Origin of the sequence: Providencia sp. TYF-12 (genome assembly GCF_041344805.1) — a bacterium.
GTDB classification, from domain to species: Bacteria; Pseudomonadota; Gammaproteobacteria; order Enterobacterales; family Enterobacteriaceae; genus Providencia; species Providencia huashanensis.
The window spans coordinates 4,333,308-4,349,388 of sequence record NZ_CP166833.1; the positions used below are offsets into that span (position 1 = coordinate 4,333,308).

Annotated in this window: 11 protein-coding genes; 5 read left to right on the forward strand and 6 right to left on the reverse strand. The window is 38.1% G+C overall.

Annotation, left to right across the window (positions count from 1 at the left end):
• Positions 1-2 precede the first annotated feature (2 nt).
• Positions 3-3,779 carry a translocation/assembly module TamB domain-containing protein gene (locus ABE954_RS20275; protein ID WP_371025674.1) on the reverse strand — a complete coding sequence of 1,259 codons (3,777 nt, stop codon included), beginning with the start codon at positions 3,777-3,779 and terminating at the stop codon, positions 3-5.
• The gene (locus ABE954_RS20280) at positions 3,776-5,518 is read right to left on the reverse strand and encodes an autotransporter assembly complex family protein (protein ID WP_166686942.1); all 1,743 of its coding nucleotides are present in this window, start codon (positions 5,516-5,518) and stop codon (positions 3,776-3,778) included. Before ABE954_RS20280 ends, ABE954_RS20275 begins: the two co-directional genes overlap by 4 nt.
• 133 nt (positions 5,519-5,651) lie before the next feature.
• Between ABE954_RS20280 and msrA the strand changes: the two genes are divergently transcribed.
• Together msrA and ABE954_RS20290 are read left to right on the forward strand one after the other, a co-directional pair.
• Complete coding sequence (msrA, locus tag ABE954_RS20285) at positions 5,652-6,293, forward strand: peptide-methionine (S)-S-oxide reductase MsrA (protein WP_042845775.1); 642 nt, start codon at positions 5,652-5,654, stop codon at positions 6,291-6,293.
• A gap of 312 nt (positions 6,294-6,605) precedes the next feature.
• On the forward strand, positions 6,606-7,973 hold the full coding sequence (locus ABE954_RS20290) for a hemolysin family protein (protein WP_042845776.1): 1,368 nt from the start codon (positions 6,606-6,608) through the stop codon (positions 7,971-7,973).
• A gap of 80 nt (positions 7,974-8,053) precedes the next feature.
• Here ABE954_RS20290 and ABE954_RS20295 read toward each other — a convergent pair whose 3' ends face one another.
• Positions 8,054-8,260, reverse strand: a complete 207-nt coding sequence (locus ABE954_RS20295; RefSeq protein WP_042845777.1) for a DUF1107 domain-containing protein — start codon at positions 8,258-8,260, stop codon at positions 8,054-8,056.
• 299 nt (positions 8,261-8,559) lie between these two features.
• On the opposite strand from ABE954_RS20295, the gene ABE954_RS20300 reads away from it, so the two are divergent.
• On the forward strand, positions 8,560-9,120 hold the full coding sequence (locus ABE954_RS20300; protein ID WP_131680919.1) for a YtfJ family protein: 561 nt from the start codon (positions 8,560-8,562) through the stop codon (positions 9,118-9,120).
• A gap of 316 nt (positions 9,121-9,436) precedes the next feature.
• Here ABE954_RS20300 and qseC read toward each other — a convergent pair whose 3' ends face one another.
• Both qseC and qseB read right to left on the reverse strand, forming a co-directional pair.
• Positions 9,437-10,792, reverse strand: coding sequence for a quorum sensing histidine kinase QseC (qseC, locus tag ABE954_RS20305; protein ID WP_166685224.1), 1,356 nt, complete (start codon positions 10,790-10,792; stop codon positions 9,437-9,439).
• A complete protein-coding gene (qseB, locus tag ABE954_RS20310; protein WP_042845780.1) occupies positions 10,792-11,454 on the reverse strand; it encodes a quorum sensing response regulator transcription factor QseB in 663 nt (220 codons plus the stop codon). The genes qseC and qseB overlap by 1 nt, the downstream gene beginning before the upstream one ends.
• Before the next feature lie 177 nt (positions 11,455-11,631).
• On the opposite strand from qseB, the gene ABE954_RS20315 reads away from it, so the two are divergent.
• A complete protein-coding gene (locus ABE954_RS20315) occupies positions 11,632-12,036 on the forward strand; it encodes a YgiW/YdeI family stress tolerance OB fold protein (protein WP_042845781.1) in 405 nt (134 codons plus the stop codon).
• Positions 12,037-12,173: 137 nt separating this feature from the next.
• Entirely contained in the window at positions 12,174-12,764 is a 591-nt protein-coding gene (gene nudK / locus ABE954_RS20320) for a GDP-mannose pyrophosphatase NudK (RefSeq protein ID WP_071548700.1), read from the forward strand.
• Between the two features lie 35 nt (positions 12,765-12,799).
• Here nudK and ABE954_RS20325 read toward each other — a convergent pair whose 3' ends face one another.
• A complete protein-coding gene (locus tag ABE954_RS20325) occupies positions 12,800-15,940 on the reverse strand; it encodes a hypothetical protein (RefSeq protein ID WP_371025675.1) in 3,141 nt (1,046 codons plus the stop codon).
• Positions 15,941-16,081 lie beyond the last annotated feature (141 nt).

A 16,081-nucleotide genomic window follows, 5' to 3' on the forward strand; every position in this document is an offset into this window, starting at 1 on the left:
ATCTAAAACTCAAATTGGTAAAGGAGATCCAAGGCCTGGTTAACACCAGACACCGCTTCTAAATACAGTTTTGGCATCAATCGATAACGTAACGTTAACGTCGCCAATGAGTCAAAGATACCAACACCATACTTCACTTGTAAATCATTAGTGATCTTACCACTCACCACAACTTGGGAGCTATCCCCCACACCTTGGGTATCAACAGCCAAATCAGATACCCCAAATGTTTCACCAATCTTGCCAACTAATTGCCCACTTTGTGCAACACCAAGGCCAATAAGCATTGATGTCATTTGTGAACCATTTGCATCACCACTATCTAACCCTTCCCCTCTTAACAGATAAGAGAGTGCTTCTTGTTGCGTTTTGGCAGGTTCAGAGAATATTTCTACCTTCGGCTTATCTGCAAGCCCTGTTACCTTAACACCCGCAATAACATCATCAGCAGTGTTATCTGGGTTACGGATAGCTTCTAAATTTAAGAATGGCTGATCGGCAGGGCCAGAGAACTGTATTTGGCCTTTGCGGACGATTAAGTCTTGCCCATAAGCGCGGAAACGCCCTGCAGGAATATCAACTTGACCATTCAAACTGAGGCCATGCTTATTTTGAATAACTTTCAACAAGCCAGTCAAACGAGCTTTCAAACCAAACGCATCTAACCGAACATCATTACCAATTTTAATATCTAGATTGGTTTGAATTGGGATTGATGGCGCTTTTTCTTCTATTGGTTTTAAATCACTATCTAGCATAACCACATCAGATGATGCGCTAACCGCAGATTCAGGTAATTCCTGAACAGTAATTCTTGCCCAAGGGATTGTCACAGAACCATTCAAGGTTAATAAGGATGACGATGCATCAAACACAATATCCGGCTGTACATCAATCTTAATCATTGGTGGCAGAGAAACCCGTAAGTTATTACCACGCGCCATTATTTTAGCTCGCCACGCATCAATGTTACGCCAATCAGCATCACCATCGATATTCAAATAACCTTCCGGTGTATTGATTTGCCCATTCATCACAGAGCTAGTGCCATTAAAATTAATACCTAAATGACCACTTTTAATATCAAATGGGATCATCGCTGAGCGAACTTCTAAGCTAGAAAGCGATAAATTACCATTTAATAATGGGTTATTTGCTGAGCCCCCTAGCCGTAAATTGGCACTCAAGCGGCCATTAGCCACTTCTTTTTGACCAAGCAGCGGTTTAATTAAATCTAAAGTAATCGAATTGATTTCTACATTACCCGCTAACAGACGGCGTTTTTCAATATCTGAAATTTGAATATTGCCGCGCATCTGGCCGTTATTCTGCAAACCAAACAACCAATTAACGTCTGCCTTACCATTTTTGAGCCCTGCACTTAACGTTAAGGTATCAAATGCGATAGGTAAACGCGTCCCTTCAACAAACTGTGTTGCTTTAACGTCATTGCCACGTAAATCTAACTTCACTTGCGGCATACTGCCATCGTCTTTCCAAATGGCATTTGCTTTGCCACTAAAGACACCACTAACACGTGTATCTTTAGGCATAAACGGTTTAATCATTGCTAAGTCAAAGCGTTCTAATACAATGTCAGCACTGCCGCTTTTACCTGCTTTAATTGGTTTTGGCACACATAAACGCGCATCTGGATTTACCCAGCAATGACGACCAATTGTCACTTCTTGCGTTTGATTAGCGTAATTAAGTGACATGGCTTGATTCAAGCGCCACTCACCGACAACAGTATCAAATAACGTATTGGTCAGGTTACCTTTCCACACTTCTGTTTGGCGGTCAAAGCTCCCTGCGAGTGATAACTGCCCTGAGACAGGTTCACCTTTAACATTCAGCTTCAGTGTATGCTGCTTTTCACTACCTTTCGCGTCAAGATTCAGGTTACTAATGACCAGATCACCTTGCTTTAATTGGCGTAAGACAACGGATAAATCGCCTTTTATCTGCTCACCAGTAGCAACATTACCCTTAATAACCACGTTATCAATAGCGAGATCATTTTGCCATTTCACACCGCGAGCGGTTAAGTCAATTAACGCTTCTGGCGTTTGCAAATTACCCCGTAATTTCACATCACCAACAATCACCCCCCCTAAACCGGGTAGTAGACCATTGAGCCCAGGTGCGTTAATTTTTGCATCAAGATTCCATTTATCAGCAAGCGTCCCTTTTACATCAATATTATTTTTGCCTAGTGCTAAATTAAAATTAGGGATGTCCCACTGACCGGCTGCATTGCCTTTTGCCTGCCCACGCGCTTTCAGTAAGTTATTTTTTACATTACCATCCAGCATAATTTCAGGGACTTGCAATTGCCAGCTCCCACCGTATAGGCTACCGCGCGTAACAATTTTACCATCGACCTTCGCTGGCCACTCGGGATATTGTTTAGCGGTATTGATACCTGACAAGGTTAGCACCGCATTCCAACTGATTGCTTTACTCCAGTCAGCCACCCCTGTGATGTCCGCATTCCCTTGTAAAGCGGATAAGCGTAAACGCGTAAGGTTAATTTGCTCTTCATTACCTTTGGCGTCTAAGAGTAAGGTTGATGGAGGAAGATCTTGCCCAGTAATAGCAGAACGCAAAGACATATCATAAGCGGATGGGCGGCCATTTAAACGTAGGCGTGTGCCATCTAACTGGTACTGTGCATCACCGACTAAAGGCCATGTCAGCTTATCGCTTTTTAGTGTTAATAAAATTGGCAAATCCGCTTGTGATAAGTCAGTTTCTGCATCTAACGTCGCATTAATTGGGCCTTGCAGATTCAATGCCAATTTTAGTTCATCAATTAAGCCGCCCTTTAAAGACAAATCTATTTTTTGCCCATCTAAATCCTCTAAACGGCTCTCTCCCAATATTGATAAAGATACTGGCCACTTATCTTTCAACATTGCTGTTCCAGATAAAGCCACATTACCTTGTGGCGCATCAACTTTTAACTGTTTAACCAGTACCTGCTGCCCCTCATTAGACAAGCTAAGATGTAATTGGTTAATCTTAACGTCAGCCCCACCAGTTAATTGAAAGTTCGATGCATTAATCCCCTCAACATTTAAATTAACAGGTAAAATTATTTCAGGTAATTCAGCCAGTAGCGGTTTTGAGAACAATTCTTTTAGTTCATCTGCTAACGATTTTTGCTCGTTAATCGGTACAGGGTCGGGTTGTTTGTCTTCCGTCGCCTGATCTTGTTGCGTTTCAGGTAAATGAATTGCCAAGTCAATAATATCTGTCGGAATAATTGTGATAGCTTTATCTTCCCACGTTACCCCTGTGGTAAATTTAGCTAAATCAATATCCATACCATCAACATTGACGTGAGTTGAAACTAACGAAAGCTGGTTTAAACGAATGGTTAGCGGTGCTTTGAGTTCAGTTAGTGGCTCTGAAGCAGGTGCTTCTTCTGATGGCGGTAACTGCGCCGTATCAACATTTACCATTACATTATCAGTGCTAAGGTTATCAATACATAATTCACGGCTTTTCAGGCAGCCTAGGCGTAATGCTAAATGTAATTCCCCTGCATTAACATCAATGCCTGGCATTTGATACTTCACGCCAGTCAACGTTAAATTACTGATATCACCATCTATTTTATCAATCGTTAATTCAGGAACAAAGCGAGTCGCTGAATTTAAAGCAAAATGAAGACCGGATTGGGTGCCAATTACCCAACTTAATGCCGCAATAATAAGAACTAGAATTAATAAAATGGAAAGACTTATCCATTTTAGCCATTTCAACCACCTCATAATTCAGTCCCCAAACCGATATAAAATTGTATTTTGTCGTTATTTGAATCACCGATTGGTGTTGCAAGGTCAAATTTAATCGGTCCTACTGGAGAAACCCAGCGAACACCTATACCTGCGCCAGTTTTAAAATCACTCTTTTTAATATCATTTACTGCTTCGCCGCTATCAATAAAAGTGGCGCCCCACCAATTACCGGTGAAATTATATTGGTATTCAACAGAGCCAACAGCCAGCTTAGATGCCCCTGTCAGTTTACCTTTACTGTCTTCTGGGGAGATTTTTTGATATCCATATCCACGTACACTACCATCACCACCAGCGAAGAAACGCAAGTCTGGCGGGACTTTGTCAAAATCATTGGTTTCAATCCAACCTATATTACCTCGTACCACAAAACGGTGCCCCTCCCATGGGGTTCTTATCCATACATTTTTAGCTTGCAATACAGCAAAGTCGATATCTGAACCCCAAATTTTATTCGAATAATCAATTGAATAACGTTGGCTATCCCCCCAACTTGGCATCACACCACCACGTTGACGAATGCGACTAACATAAGCCCCTGGATACAATAGCATTGTCGTATTAGTGACATCAGCTTGGGTAAAGTTACTCAGCATCCAACGCATATTCACGCCATATTGCCAACCGGAAGAGTAGTCCCAGTTACGAGATACGTTTAAAGTCGTAGTATTTGATTGTGTATCATTTAAATCGGTGCGTTTAAAACCGCCTTGAACGGCATAGTATTGCTCTAAAGGATTGGCTTTTAATGGAATTTTATAACTAGCGTCAATCAATTGCTCTGGTTGAGAAAGGCTGATACTTGATGTAAAACTTTGCCCCCTTGAATTGACCCAAGGTTTATTCCATGTCGCTTTAACGCGCGGGCCGACATCAGTTGCATAACCGCCACCAAGTTCAATAAAGTTTTTGGCGCGGGGGACCATCACACCCTCCATAGGTAACACATCGGAATCCGCCTCACGCGCTTTTGTGATGTCCGGAGTGACAATCGCAGAAGAGAACCAGCCAGTTTCTGCTAACCGACGGTTAAACTCAGCGAGTTGTTCGGAGGTGTAATATTCCCCTTTTTTAAACGGAGCGAGATTATTCAAATAATCTTCACGAATTTGCGACCCTTGATAAGAAATGGCGCCAAAGCGATAACGCTCCCCACTATTAAAATCAAAATCCCAATAAGCAGCATGGTGGTCAAGAGAAATACCTAATTGGCTTTTCTCCATCATTGCATCAAAATAACCTTTACGAATAGCTAGGCTGCTAAAACGACCTTTGAAATCTTCATATTCACCATCATTTTGGATAATACCCAGTTTTGGTGTGTATTTTTTAACCATCTTTTCATAGTCAGGGTCGGTTTTTGCACCACCTTGTAATTCAACTGTCACCCCTCTCAATAAAATGGGTTCTCCAGGAGTTACTTTAGCAGTCAATACAGAACGAGCAGGCGGGGTTTTTTCTTCATAACTAAACTCAACGGAAGGTTGATAATAACCTAAAGGCTTTAAACCTTCTTGAATTGCTTTCTCAACACGGGCTCGAAAACGACCATTGGGTACAACTTCATCTTGAGATATATTAGAAAGTTGTACTCGCACGTTTTGATTAAGTTGGCCTTCAAGCCCTTCAATATTAAGGCGAAGGTTCGCTGCGTGTGCCACTGGTAGTGCCGCAGTTAGGCAGAGAAAACAAGCTAGTGGGTATTTCGACACGCCTACTCCTAAGGTGGTTATTCGATTGACTAAATACTTCATATCAATTTATTTTGAGTAAAATTAGCCGGATACACAAGTTTTTATCCCTATTTTTAGTTTTTTTGTGCGGTCAATATACATAGGAATCATTATGCCATTTAATAAATTTCACTCTGCAAATATTGCACAACCTCTGCCCGGCAGAGCAACCGCTATAACTTACTCACCATATCATGCGGTTAACCATCATTCGATTGAGATTATTCCTAAGAATATGGAAATCGCTTATTTTGCTATGGGGTGCTTCTGGGGTGTAGAACGTCTATTTTGGCAGCAATCTGGCGTTTATTCCACTTCAGCAGGATATTGTGGTGGGTTAACACCAAACCCAACCTATGAGGAAGTGTGTTCAGGGCTAACAGGGCATGCGGAAGCCGTCCGGGTCGTTTTTGACCCACAAACGATCGATTACACCCAATTATTAACCTTATTTTGGGAAAATCACGACCCTGCTCAGGGGATGCGCCAAGGTGGCGATATTGGCAGCCAATACCGCTCGGCCATCTATACGGTTTCCGATGAACAAGACCAGCAAGCAATGAAGACCTTGCAAGCATACCAAGCAGCAATGAAAGCACAAAATGATGTACGTCAGATTACAACTGAGATTACGCCATTGGAAACCTTCTATTTCGCAGAGGATTACCACCAGCAGTATTTATACAAAAACCCAAATGGTTATTGTGGCTTAGGGGGTATTGGTGTTTGCTTACCCCCCTCATTAAATAATTAAAACATAACTTATTAGTTTTTAATTTGTTTTTCATTCTAGATAAATCATGTTGTAGATAGATAATAAATTACCTGAGCATAATCGAGTACACGGCTCAGGCAATAAAGTAAACACCGCCCTACAACATGATTTATGATGAATATCTAGCCAGATAAATATACCCGATGCTATACTCATCGAACATATCAATTATTTTGCGCATAGTGCGCTACTATATATTTACTTATTGAATATATTTTCTACCCGAGATGATACCTACTGAGATCATTAAAAATGAATCAATCTTAGTGTTGAAGGGTGTCAGGAAAACCTATGATTAACAGCTTATTGATCGTTCTTTTATTATGTGCAATTAGCGCATTCTTTTCTTTGTCTGAAATTTCATTGGCAGCTTCCCGCCGTATTAAACTTAAGCTAATGGCAGACGAAGGGAATATTAACGCGGCCCGAGTACTCAAATTACAAGAAATGCCTGGTATGTTTTTTACCGTCGTGCAAATTGGCTTAAATGCCGTTGCCATTCTTGCAGGTATTGTGGGCGAGTCAGCTTTTTCACCTGCATTGTATGATGTATTTATTCAGTTTTTATCCCCTAACTGGGCACAACAAATCGCTTCAATCATTTCTTTTACCATTGTGACTAGTTTATTTATTTTAGTGGCGGATTTAACACCAAAACGTATTGGCATGGTGAAACCCGAAGCAATCGCCATCCGTATTGTCAATCCAATGCGCTTTTGTTTGGTGGTTCTCAGCCCTTTTGTCTGGTTCTTTAATGGCCTTGCCAACCTCATCTTCAAGCTATTCAAGTTACCTATATCGCGCAATGAAGATATCACCTCTGATGATATCTTTGCCGTCGTTGAAGCAGGCGCGGTCGCTGGGGTATTACGTAAGCAAGAACATGAATTAATTGAGAATGTTTTTGAGCTTGAATCTCGTACTGTGCCATCAGCGATGACACCACGTGAAAGTATTATCTATTTTGATAAAGACGAATCAGAAGAAAGTATTAAACATAAAATCTCAACTCAACCACATTCTAAATTCCTCGTTTGTGCTGGAGGTATTGACCATGTCATTGGTTACGTTGATTCCAAAGAGCTACTTAATCGCGTATTGAATGGGCAAAGTCTAAGTTTAAAAGACGGTGTACATATTCGTAATACGCTAATGATACCGGATACCCTTTCCCTGTCAGATACACTAGAAGCATTTAAAACGAATGCTGTCGATTTCGCCGTTATTCTTAATGAATATGCGCTTGTTATGGGTATCATTACTATCAACGATGTGATGATTACTTTAATGGGCGATTTAGTTGGCTCAGGGCAAGAAGAACAAATTGTGGTACGTGATGAGAACTCTTGGTTAGTTGAAGGGGGAACCCCTATTGAAGATGTCATGCGCATTTTAGATATCGATGATTTCCCTGACTTTAGTAACTATGAAACCATCGCAGGCTTTATGATGTACCGGTTAAGAAGGATGCCAAAGCGTACAGATTACGTTAAATATGCGGGTTATAAGTTTGAAGTTGTCGATATTGATAACTACAAAATCGACCAACTACTGGTAACTCGCCTCACGGCAATACCAGCACCAGTAATTGTACAACCGGGAAAAAACACGACTGAAACGGCTGATGCAAAACGACAAACCAAAGATACTGAACACTAATATTTAGTTGCAAAGCCGTTTCATTTCAATGCGCCACCTTGAGTGGCGCTATTGTTAACCAAACCTAAGTTTGATTAACGCTACCCTAACTCCGCCTGTAATAATAATACCTGTTTGTTAACCTCACTCATCACATTGTAATGGCGCTTATCACTGACTTTAGGTGGTAAAATTTTCCCATAATTAAACTCAAATGCCCCAAAATCCTTAATATAGAGCCTGCCACGGAATAACGTTTTGACGTAAAGAGCAATCTTAAATGGGTTATAACGGTTAAAAATTTTCATTAGAACTTAGCCTCCCCTTTGTTCTTACGATATTCAATAACTCATACCGTACAATAATCATAGACCAGAAATTTCCATTTTGGTTCTAAAATTGCAGTTTTATTCAATTTGCTGACATAACATGACAGTGTCAAATAACTGTTAAATCCTTACAAACCTTGTCTTTATTCTGAATTTTAAAAAAATGTTAAATTCTCTTTTGAAACTCATCCGATGAGCTATGCTATAAGTATCAATTATAGAATTGGTACTTAGGTTCACCTCTCTAACAAGGCTAAAGCAAAATTTAAGGGGTATATATGATTAAAAATCTTTTAGTGTCGATTTTTTTACTCGGAATATCAACCGCCGCCACTGCTGCTAATATTCAATTAAACCAAACAGTTCCTGCCGTTTCTATATCTGACAAGGGGGAGCTCATCATAAACGATGAAGGGAAACTGGATAATCAGCCATGGAAAAGCCAGCAATTAATTGGCAAGGTACGCACTATCCAACATATTGCGGGCCGCTCTTCAGCGAAAGAACTTAATGCACCGTTAATAGAAGCTATCAAACAAGCCAAACTCCCTCACGATGCCTATCAAACCACGACTATCGTGAATGCGGATGACGCTATTTTCGGTACAGGTGTATTTGTTAAAAATAGTGTTGAAGACAGTAAAAAAGAGTTTCCTTACTCTCAATTTATTGTTGATAGTGACGGTGTCGTCAAAAATGCATGGGGGTTAAAACCTGAAAGCTCCGCAATTATCGTATTGAATAACCAAGGGAAAGTATTATTTTTCAAAGATGGTGAATTAACCCCTCAAGAAATTGAAAAAGTGATGAGTTTACTTGTTTCCAGCTTAAATCAGTAACATGACATCCATCTTATGTAGTGTCCCTTAAGTGCACACTACATAAGCCCATTAGCAATCATAAAACAGCGAACACAAAAATAGTCAGTTATTCTAAAATTCCTCAATATGCCATATGCATAATTATAACCATTTCATTAATAACTACTCATTATTATATGGTTTATTGATAGTTTTATTAACCAACACATATTGCTTTAAAAACTTCCCAATAAAAACAATTTATAACCAAGGTGGTTGTGTTCTTTGCATTACCCCATTCTACCTAATTAATAATAACGCGTTATATCTTAGCGACGCTGTAACTCACATAAATTTAATAAACCAACCAATATACTTTAACGCAAAAACCGCCTTTATCACTGTTAGCAAAAATAACCTGTAAGTTATGCAATTGAGCAATTCGCTTAACAATAGATAGCCCTAAACCACTCCCTGTTTTTTCTTGCCCCGCAGGCCGATAAAAACGTTCTCCCAAGCGTTGTAAAACTTCTGGGGTCACCCCATCACCATCGTCTTCAATTTCAAGGTGGTCTGCGTACAACGTTAGCGTTACTCGCCCTTTCGCTTTGCCATAGCGTATTGCATTATGAAGTAGGTTTCTGAGCAGTACACTCAATAACAGTGCTTGGCCTTTTAATGTCGGCGGTTCGCCTTTAATCATGCTGATCACCGTGGTTCCTTGAGCCTGCGCCTCCGGCTGAATATCATTGATTGCAGTTTCAATCAGAGATAACCAAGATAATTCAGTAATATCTTCAAGTTGGGATATCGATTCTAACCTTGATAATGTGAGCAATTGGTCAACAAGACGAGATGCACGGTCAATCCCTTCGGATAAGTTTGCTACTGCATGGTGACGAATATCAATGTCATTCCCTGCAATTTGTACCACCTCCGCTTGCACTTTTAAGGCTGCGAGAGGACTACGCAGCTCGTGGGCAGCATCAGATGTAAACTGCCTTTCTCGCGCAAACATATTATTGATTCGCTCAAACAAACCATTCATTGAGTCTATGATTGGCTTTGCTTCGGTTGGAATACGTGATACTTCAATAGGTGTTAATTCATCAGGCTGACGATAGCGCAATTGGTTTGCAACTTCTTTTAAAGGCCGCAAAGCACGGGTTAAAAGCCATAGAAATACGACTAGCATCAACGGCAATGCCACCAACCAAGGCATAAATTGCGCCACCATGATATCCGTTGCCATTTCTTGCCGATATTCCCACTCTTGGCCAACCACGATAACATATTGCCCATCTTGAGATTTTAACCAAACAAAGCGCCACGAGTCATCGCTTCCTGTAACTCTCCCATCAGAAAAACCTTCCCTTGCAAAGTTAAATACAATCTTTTTCCCATTATCACCATCATTTAAAACCATCTGCCCCTTAAGCGTAAAAATAGCAAAAGCTAATGCATCATCATCTTGATCGCCTCGATTTTTCCGTAATAATTTTTTTGTTTTCTTTAATGAAGGTTTAGACAATTCAAGATCTGAAGGCAATACAGACAAACGTTTAGCAAATGCCATTTGTTGTGTATCAAATAGCTCATTAATGGTTTTATACGTTTGATACCAAGCTAGTGAACTCGCGATACCCCATGTCACCAATGCTAATAACAGCAACATTAAGGTAAGTTTTAGCCGAAGACTAAATGTTTTCATTATTCATCATCACCTAATCGATAACCGACACCATGAACAGTACGAATAAACGTATTACCTAACTTGCGTCTTAAATGGTGAATATGTACCTCAACTGAATTACTCGATACTTCCTCTTCCCAGTTATACAGTTTCTCTTCTATTAAGCCTCGCGATAGAATTTTATTTGGGTTATGCATAAATAGAGATAATAATGCCAATTCTTTCCCTTTAAGTTGAACAGGCTCCCCTTTAACAGTTACCGTCATCCCAGACGGGTCCATTTCCACATCTCCATGAGTCAATTTAGGTGTTAACTGACCACTTCGTCTGCGGATCAATGCCTGCAAACGAGCCATAACTTCCATTAAGGCAAAAGGTTTGCACAGATAATCATCCGCTCCACGTTGTAAGCCTTGTACCCGCTGCTCCAGAGCATCTCTGGCTGTCAAAATTAATACCGGTTCATCACGCCCCTGTTTGCGCCAATGTGCCAAAATGTCCATGCCATCAATATTGGGTAATGAGAGGTCAAGTACCACGGCATCATAGGGAGCATCAAAAAGAGCAAGTTGCCCCAGTTTTCCATCCATAAACCAATCAACAGAAAAACCCAGCTGAGTTAACCCTACTTTTAACCCATCACCAATTAGCCTGTCATCTTCGATTAATAGAATACGCATAACCCCTCCGTATCAGAATATTATTATATTTATCCCATCAGTAATGAAATGACTAGCTATTATTTATTAAATTAAAAATATAATGCATCAATTAAGTTTCTTAAGATCCTGTTAAGATTTACCTGCTTTAATAACTTCCATATAAACAAGTTTACGTCTTATTTGGAGAAAATGATCATGAAAAAATTACCTTTAATTACATTAATTGCCGCTCTTGCAACAGCCCCTGTTTTTGCTGCAAATGGCGGTTTTGACGGTCCGGGTGCTGTCACTAATAATACAACGCAAACCAATCAAAATGGGGGCTTTATTGGCCCTAATAGCGGAGAAACAACCGTCGCAAAAGCACTAGAGATGTCTGATGATAGCTGGGTTATTTTACGTGGTAATATCGTTAAACAACTTGACTATAAACATTATGAATTTACTGATGGCACAGGCACCATCAACCTTGAAATCAGTGAAAAACGTTGGAATGGTGTTAATGTCACACCAAAAGATAAAGTCGAAATCCGCGGTAAAATCGATAAAGATTGGAATTCAAGGGAAGTTGAAGTTAAACAAATTCAGATCATTAAATAACCCATCATATCCCTTCGTTAGCATACTTCAGGGTTGTACCTGAAGTATGCTATTACTTCATCGCCAAAATCCTATTTTATACCAATATTAACAATGCTAGATTAGACATAAATATAATTGTTATTTTGGATCATCCAATGTCACTGAAACAGCCCCAACTACGTAATATCAAAGAAAAACTACTTTCCGATAATTGGTATATCTTAAAAAAATACACCTATGAATTACAAAGAAGAGATGGAAACTGGCAACAACAAGAGCGTGAAGTCTATGATAGAGGCAATGGCGCAGTCATTCTGCTCTATAATAAAATAAAAAACAGCATTATCTTGATACGCCAATTCCGTATGCCTATGTACGTAAATGGTTACCAGCATTTCCTGATTGAAGCTGCCGCAGGCTTGCTTGACGATGCTTCACCGGAAACCCGTATCATTGCCGAAGCAGAGGAAGAAACTGGCTTTAAAGTCGACAAAATAGAAAAAGTCTTCGAAGCATTTATGAGCCCCGGTTCCGTTACCGAGAAGCTATATTTCTATATTGCTGAGTACAACGACAATAACCGCAGCAATGCAGGTGGCGGGTTAGCTGAAGAAGGTGAAGATATTGAAGTCTTAGAATGGCCATTTCCTAAAGCGTTAGAAGCTATCAAAACTGGCGAAATTGTTGATGGTAAGACTATTATGTTAATACAACACCTAGCATTGAATTCAATTCTAAAATATTAATTTTTATAAGGAGCTAAAAGCCTTTATTACTATAGCTATAAGATAAAACGAGTAAAACTTCCAGGGATTAACAAACCGTGGTCACGATAAGCCAAATTAAAATAATTCATTAATGCTTTTTTGAACCCCGTTTCTGTCGAGTATGAAAAAACACCATTATTAGAATCAAACAACTCAAATTGTTGGTTAGATATACGTTGAACCATAATTATGTGCCCTTCAGAAAGAATTGAACCATCTGACTTTCTTATATACGCCCTTATTAGTGCAGTATCACCCGGATTTAGCTCCATCACATCATCCTCTAATTTTTTGACTAAATCATGGTGATCTCCCCTATATCTTACAGTCGGTTCTCTATGATATTTCTGGGTTTTAAATAAAGAAGGCTGAGTTTGTTTTCTCTCTATACTATCAAATACCTTCCCTGAGAAAGAAGCAGGCTTTTTTAAATCCTCTTTTAAGCTAGCAACAACAGAAAATAAGTGTTTTTGTGGGTCAACGCTTTCTTCTAACCGTTGCAAGATCTCTAAAGATAACCCATGACATAAGCCATCAGGGTGTTTTTTCTTTAATAGGTTAGGGAAACTAAATTGATCTAATTTAGCATATCGAAATGCGGTTGTTGCTAAATCGTCTCCTCCTCGATTTACCCTAAACTTTGAATATTTAGCTAATGGATTGAATAATCTTTCTGCCGCAATACCTTCTAATGTATTAATTAAATCTAACCACTTGCCGATAACCTGCACCATCAACCTTGGTGCTTTAGCAAGATTAAGTGATAAATATATTTTTCCAACCATCAAATTTTTCTTTGCCTGCTCTATATCGGCACCACGATCTGAGTTTTCAATTAGCTGCATATCTAAATATATGTTTGCTAATTTTAAAGAAATGCCCGCCATAAATTCAGCGGATATAATCCAAGGTGATGATACCCCTGTAGTTGTTAACATCATGATAACTTCAGCAGACTCAATCAATATTTTCTTGACGTCATTACTTAATTTTGCTGTTTTTTCATATGATGTATAAATAACACCATTTAGATCAGAAAAATTTTTTTCAACTCCACTTTTTAGTAGCAATCGATAAGGATCAATCTCAGGCTCAGTTTTAAACTGAATATTGGGGCTTCTTTCAATAAAGGTTAACCTATGCTGCCACTTCTGATTTAGTCGGTTATCTATATGTTTAATATTTTCTAAATTATTTTTGCTAAACCCCTCTTGGTCAATTTTAGTTAAATGCTTATGAATAAATTTAGCTAACTTCTTATTTTCGTGGAATGTACTAGAAATAATAAGGTCATTATCTGGAAGTGAAAAAATTAGGTTATGATGTTCACTTCCAAGAGAAAGTAAACCAGGAACAACTTTACCCTCAAATAAAACGACACTAGGCTTGATTAATCCACTAATAAACCCTTCAATAATATGTTGATAGATCTTAGGTTCTTTTGATAATTGTTGAGATGATTTTGATAAAACATGCAAAATTTTACCATGTACACTGAATTTAAAATTATCAATAAAATCAATATTATCTATTTTTTTAAATGCAGAATTCTCAATTTCTGACATAACTGAGTCCGCAATATTTAATCGGCTTTTTTTATCATTTAATAATTTGAGTAATGTTTCATTCTTCGCATCATTATTTTTACTATTTATTTTTAAAATACTTTGAGAGCCTCCCACATGAATAAAAATAGAACGATCTGCTTCCCCCAACAGAACCTTCCTTAAGCTAAATTCTTTTATTGTATTAGAAAACGAAATACTTCCTTTAAAGTTAGCTCCCTGATAAAAATGAACCTGCCAAACTTTATCGAGATCAGTACAATCAATATTTATGCCATTAACTAATAAACCAGATAATATTAGCTTATCTAACTCTTCTTTAGCATTCTTAACATTATTTTCTAGCTCCAATTCATTTACCTGCGTTACTTTTAATTCAGCAGCTATTCTTTCCATTTGAGTCTCTAGACTAAGTTGCGATTTTAAATCATTTTGAGACATCTCAATACTTGCCGCTGCTTCCATAGAATTAATTTTAGCAGTGAGCAATTTATATTCTTTTCTTGCATTAGCTAGCTTTACTTCTGTACTATATTTTTCAGAACTAATATACCTAAAGGCAATTGGGTTACTATTTTTAGGCAATGATTCCAAATGCTGGCTATATTCCTTACATTCTAAATCAATTTTATTTTTTTCTGCATACAAGTAATCTATTTTTTTATAGAAACCCATCCAAGCTGTAGAAAAATTGGGGTTATCAGGGTGAAGTAATAAATTAAGCACAGACAAATTTTCAGTTTCTTTGGTTAACCTTGCTTCCTCCCTAGCGATATGCTGCTTTAATTTTTTTATTTTACCTTCATTGTTTACTAACCTACTATTTTCTCGACCTAAATAGTTTATTGGCTGTCCAAATAATGCTTTAAACCTATGGCTAAAAGCTTTAGCCTCTGCTTCTTTTAACATATTTTTAGACTTATTTATTATTTTTATTCTACGTGACTTGTCCTTTTCAAATCTATTTTTTAATAAGTTAAAATCTAATGGCCAGCCTTTAGCCTCTAACTTAAAAACCAATGAGCCAATATAACTTTTTTTACCTATAAAACCAGTTTCTCTTTCCCTTAAGTGATCTAGGTATGCATTTGTTTTCATATCAAATTTTAGGTTAAGTGATTCGGAAACACTTCGTCTTTTCCTATGAAAATGAATAGTATCATTATAATTTCTTTCACCCCTTTCCATCCCCATCAAATTTGTTGTATTCTCCTCATGACCACTACGATGAATGGCATTATTTTTTTGCAGATCCAATAATAATAAGCTACCAACTATTAACCCCTTGTTACCTTTCAACGATAATTTATGATTAATATTAGGCTGAGTTTGAATTGGAGATTGAGTTACCTCAATAGCTTCGCGATGGATATGTTTCCCAATATCTAAAATTTCTTTTAATGCCTTATTAGCATCAACCTTCTCGGATTTTTTTACTATTCTCCCATTTAAGTTTATTCTGTTAGGAAAATGTGTAGTATTAGTTATATTTTTAATTATTAAAGGAAAAGATGAAATTGCATTAGTTATCTTATCAAAAATACTAGTTTCATTACTTCGCAATGAGGATTTATATGATATTTTATCCATTATCTAACTTTTAAAAATCAGTTAACATTTGGTTTTTACAATACATTATGGATATAAAAATTCTTATATAAAACATCAAAAATATTATATTTTGTATAATCAAACCACAACCCAACCATAGAAAAATCTAAAGTAAATATA

Excerpts from the sequence above, each read along its gene's own strand:
- ABE954_RS20275 (WP_371025674.1), bottom strand. The coding sequence starts at position 3,779 with ATGAGGTGGTTGAAATGGCTAAAATGGATAAGTCTTTCCATTTTATTA.
- msrA (WP_042845775.1), top strand. The coding sequence starts at position 5,652 with ATGCCATTTAATAAATTTCACTCTGCAAATATTGCACAACCTCTGCCC.
- ABE954_RS20290 (WP_042845776.1), top strand. The coding sequence starts at position 6,606 with ATGATTAACAGCTTATTGATCGTTCTTTTATTATGTGCAATTAGCGCA.
- ABE954_RS20295 (WP_042845777.1), bottom strand. The coding sequence starts at position 8,260 with ATGAAAATTTTTAACCGTTATAACCCATTTAAGATTGCTCTTTACGTC.
- ABE954_RS20300 (WP_131680919.1), top strand. The coding sequence starts at position 8,560 with ATGATTAAAAATCTTTTAGTGTCGATTTTTTTACTCGGAATATCAACC.
- qseC (WP_166685224.1), bottom strand. The coding sequence starts at position 10,792 with ATGAAAACATTTAGTCTTCGGCTAAAACTTACCTTAATGTTGCTGTTA.
- qseB (WP_042845780.1), bottom strand. The coding sequence starts at position 11,454 with ATGCGTATTCTATTAATCGAAGATGACAGGCTAATTGGTGATGGGTTA.
- ABE954_RS20315 (WP_042845781.1), top strand. The coding sequence starts at position 11,632 with ATGAAAAAATTACCTTTAATTACATTAATTGCCGCTCTTGCAACAGCC.
- nudK (WP_071548700.1), top strand. The coding sequence starts at position 12,174 with ATGTCACTGAAACAGCCCCAACTACGTAATATCAAAGAAAAACTACTT.
- ABE954_RS20325 (WP_371025675.1), bottom strand. The coding sequence starts at position 15,940 with ATGGATAAAATATCATATAAATCCTCATTGCGAAGTAATGAAACTAGT.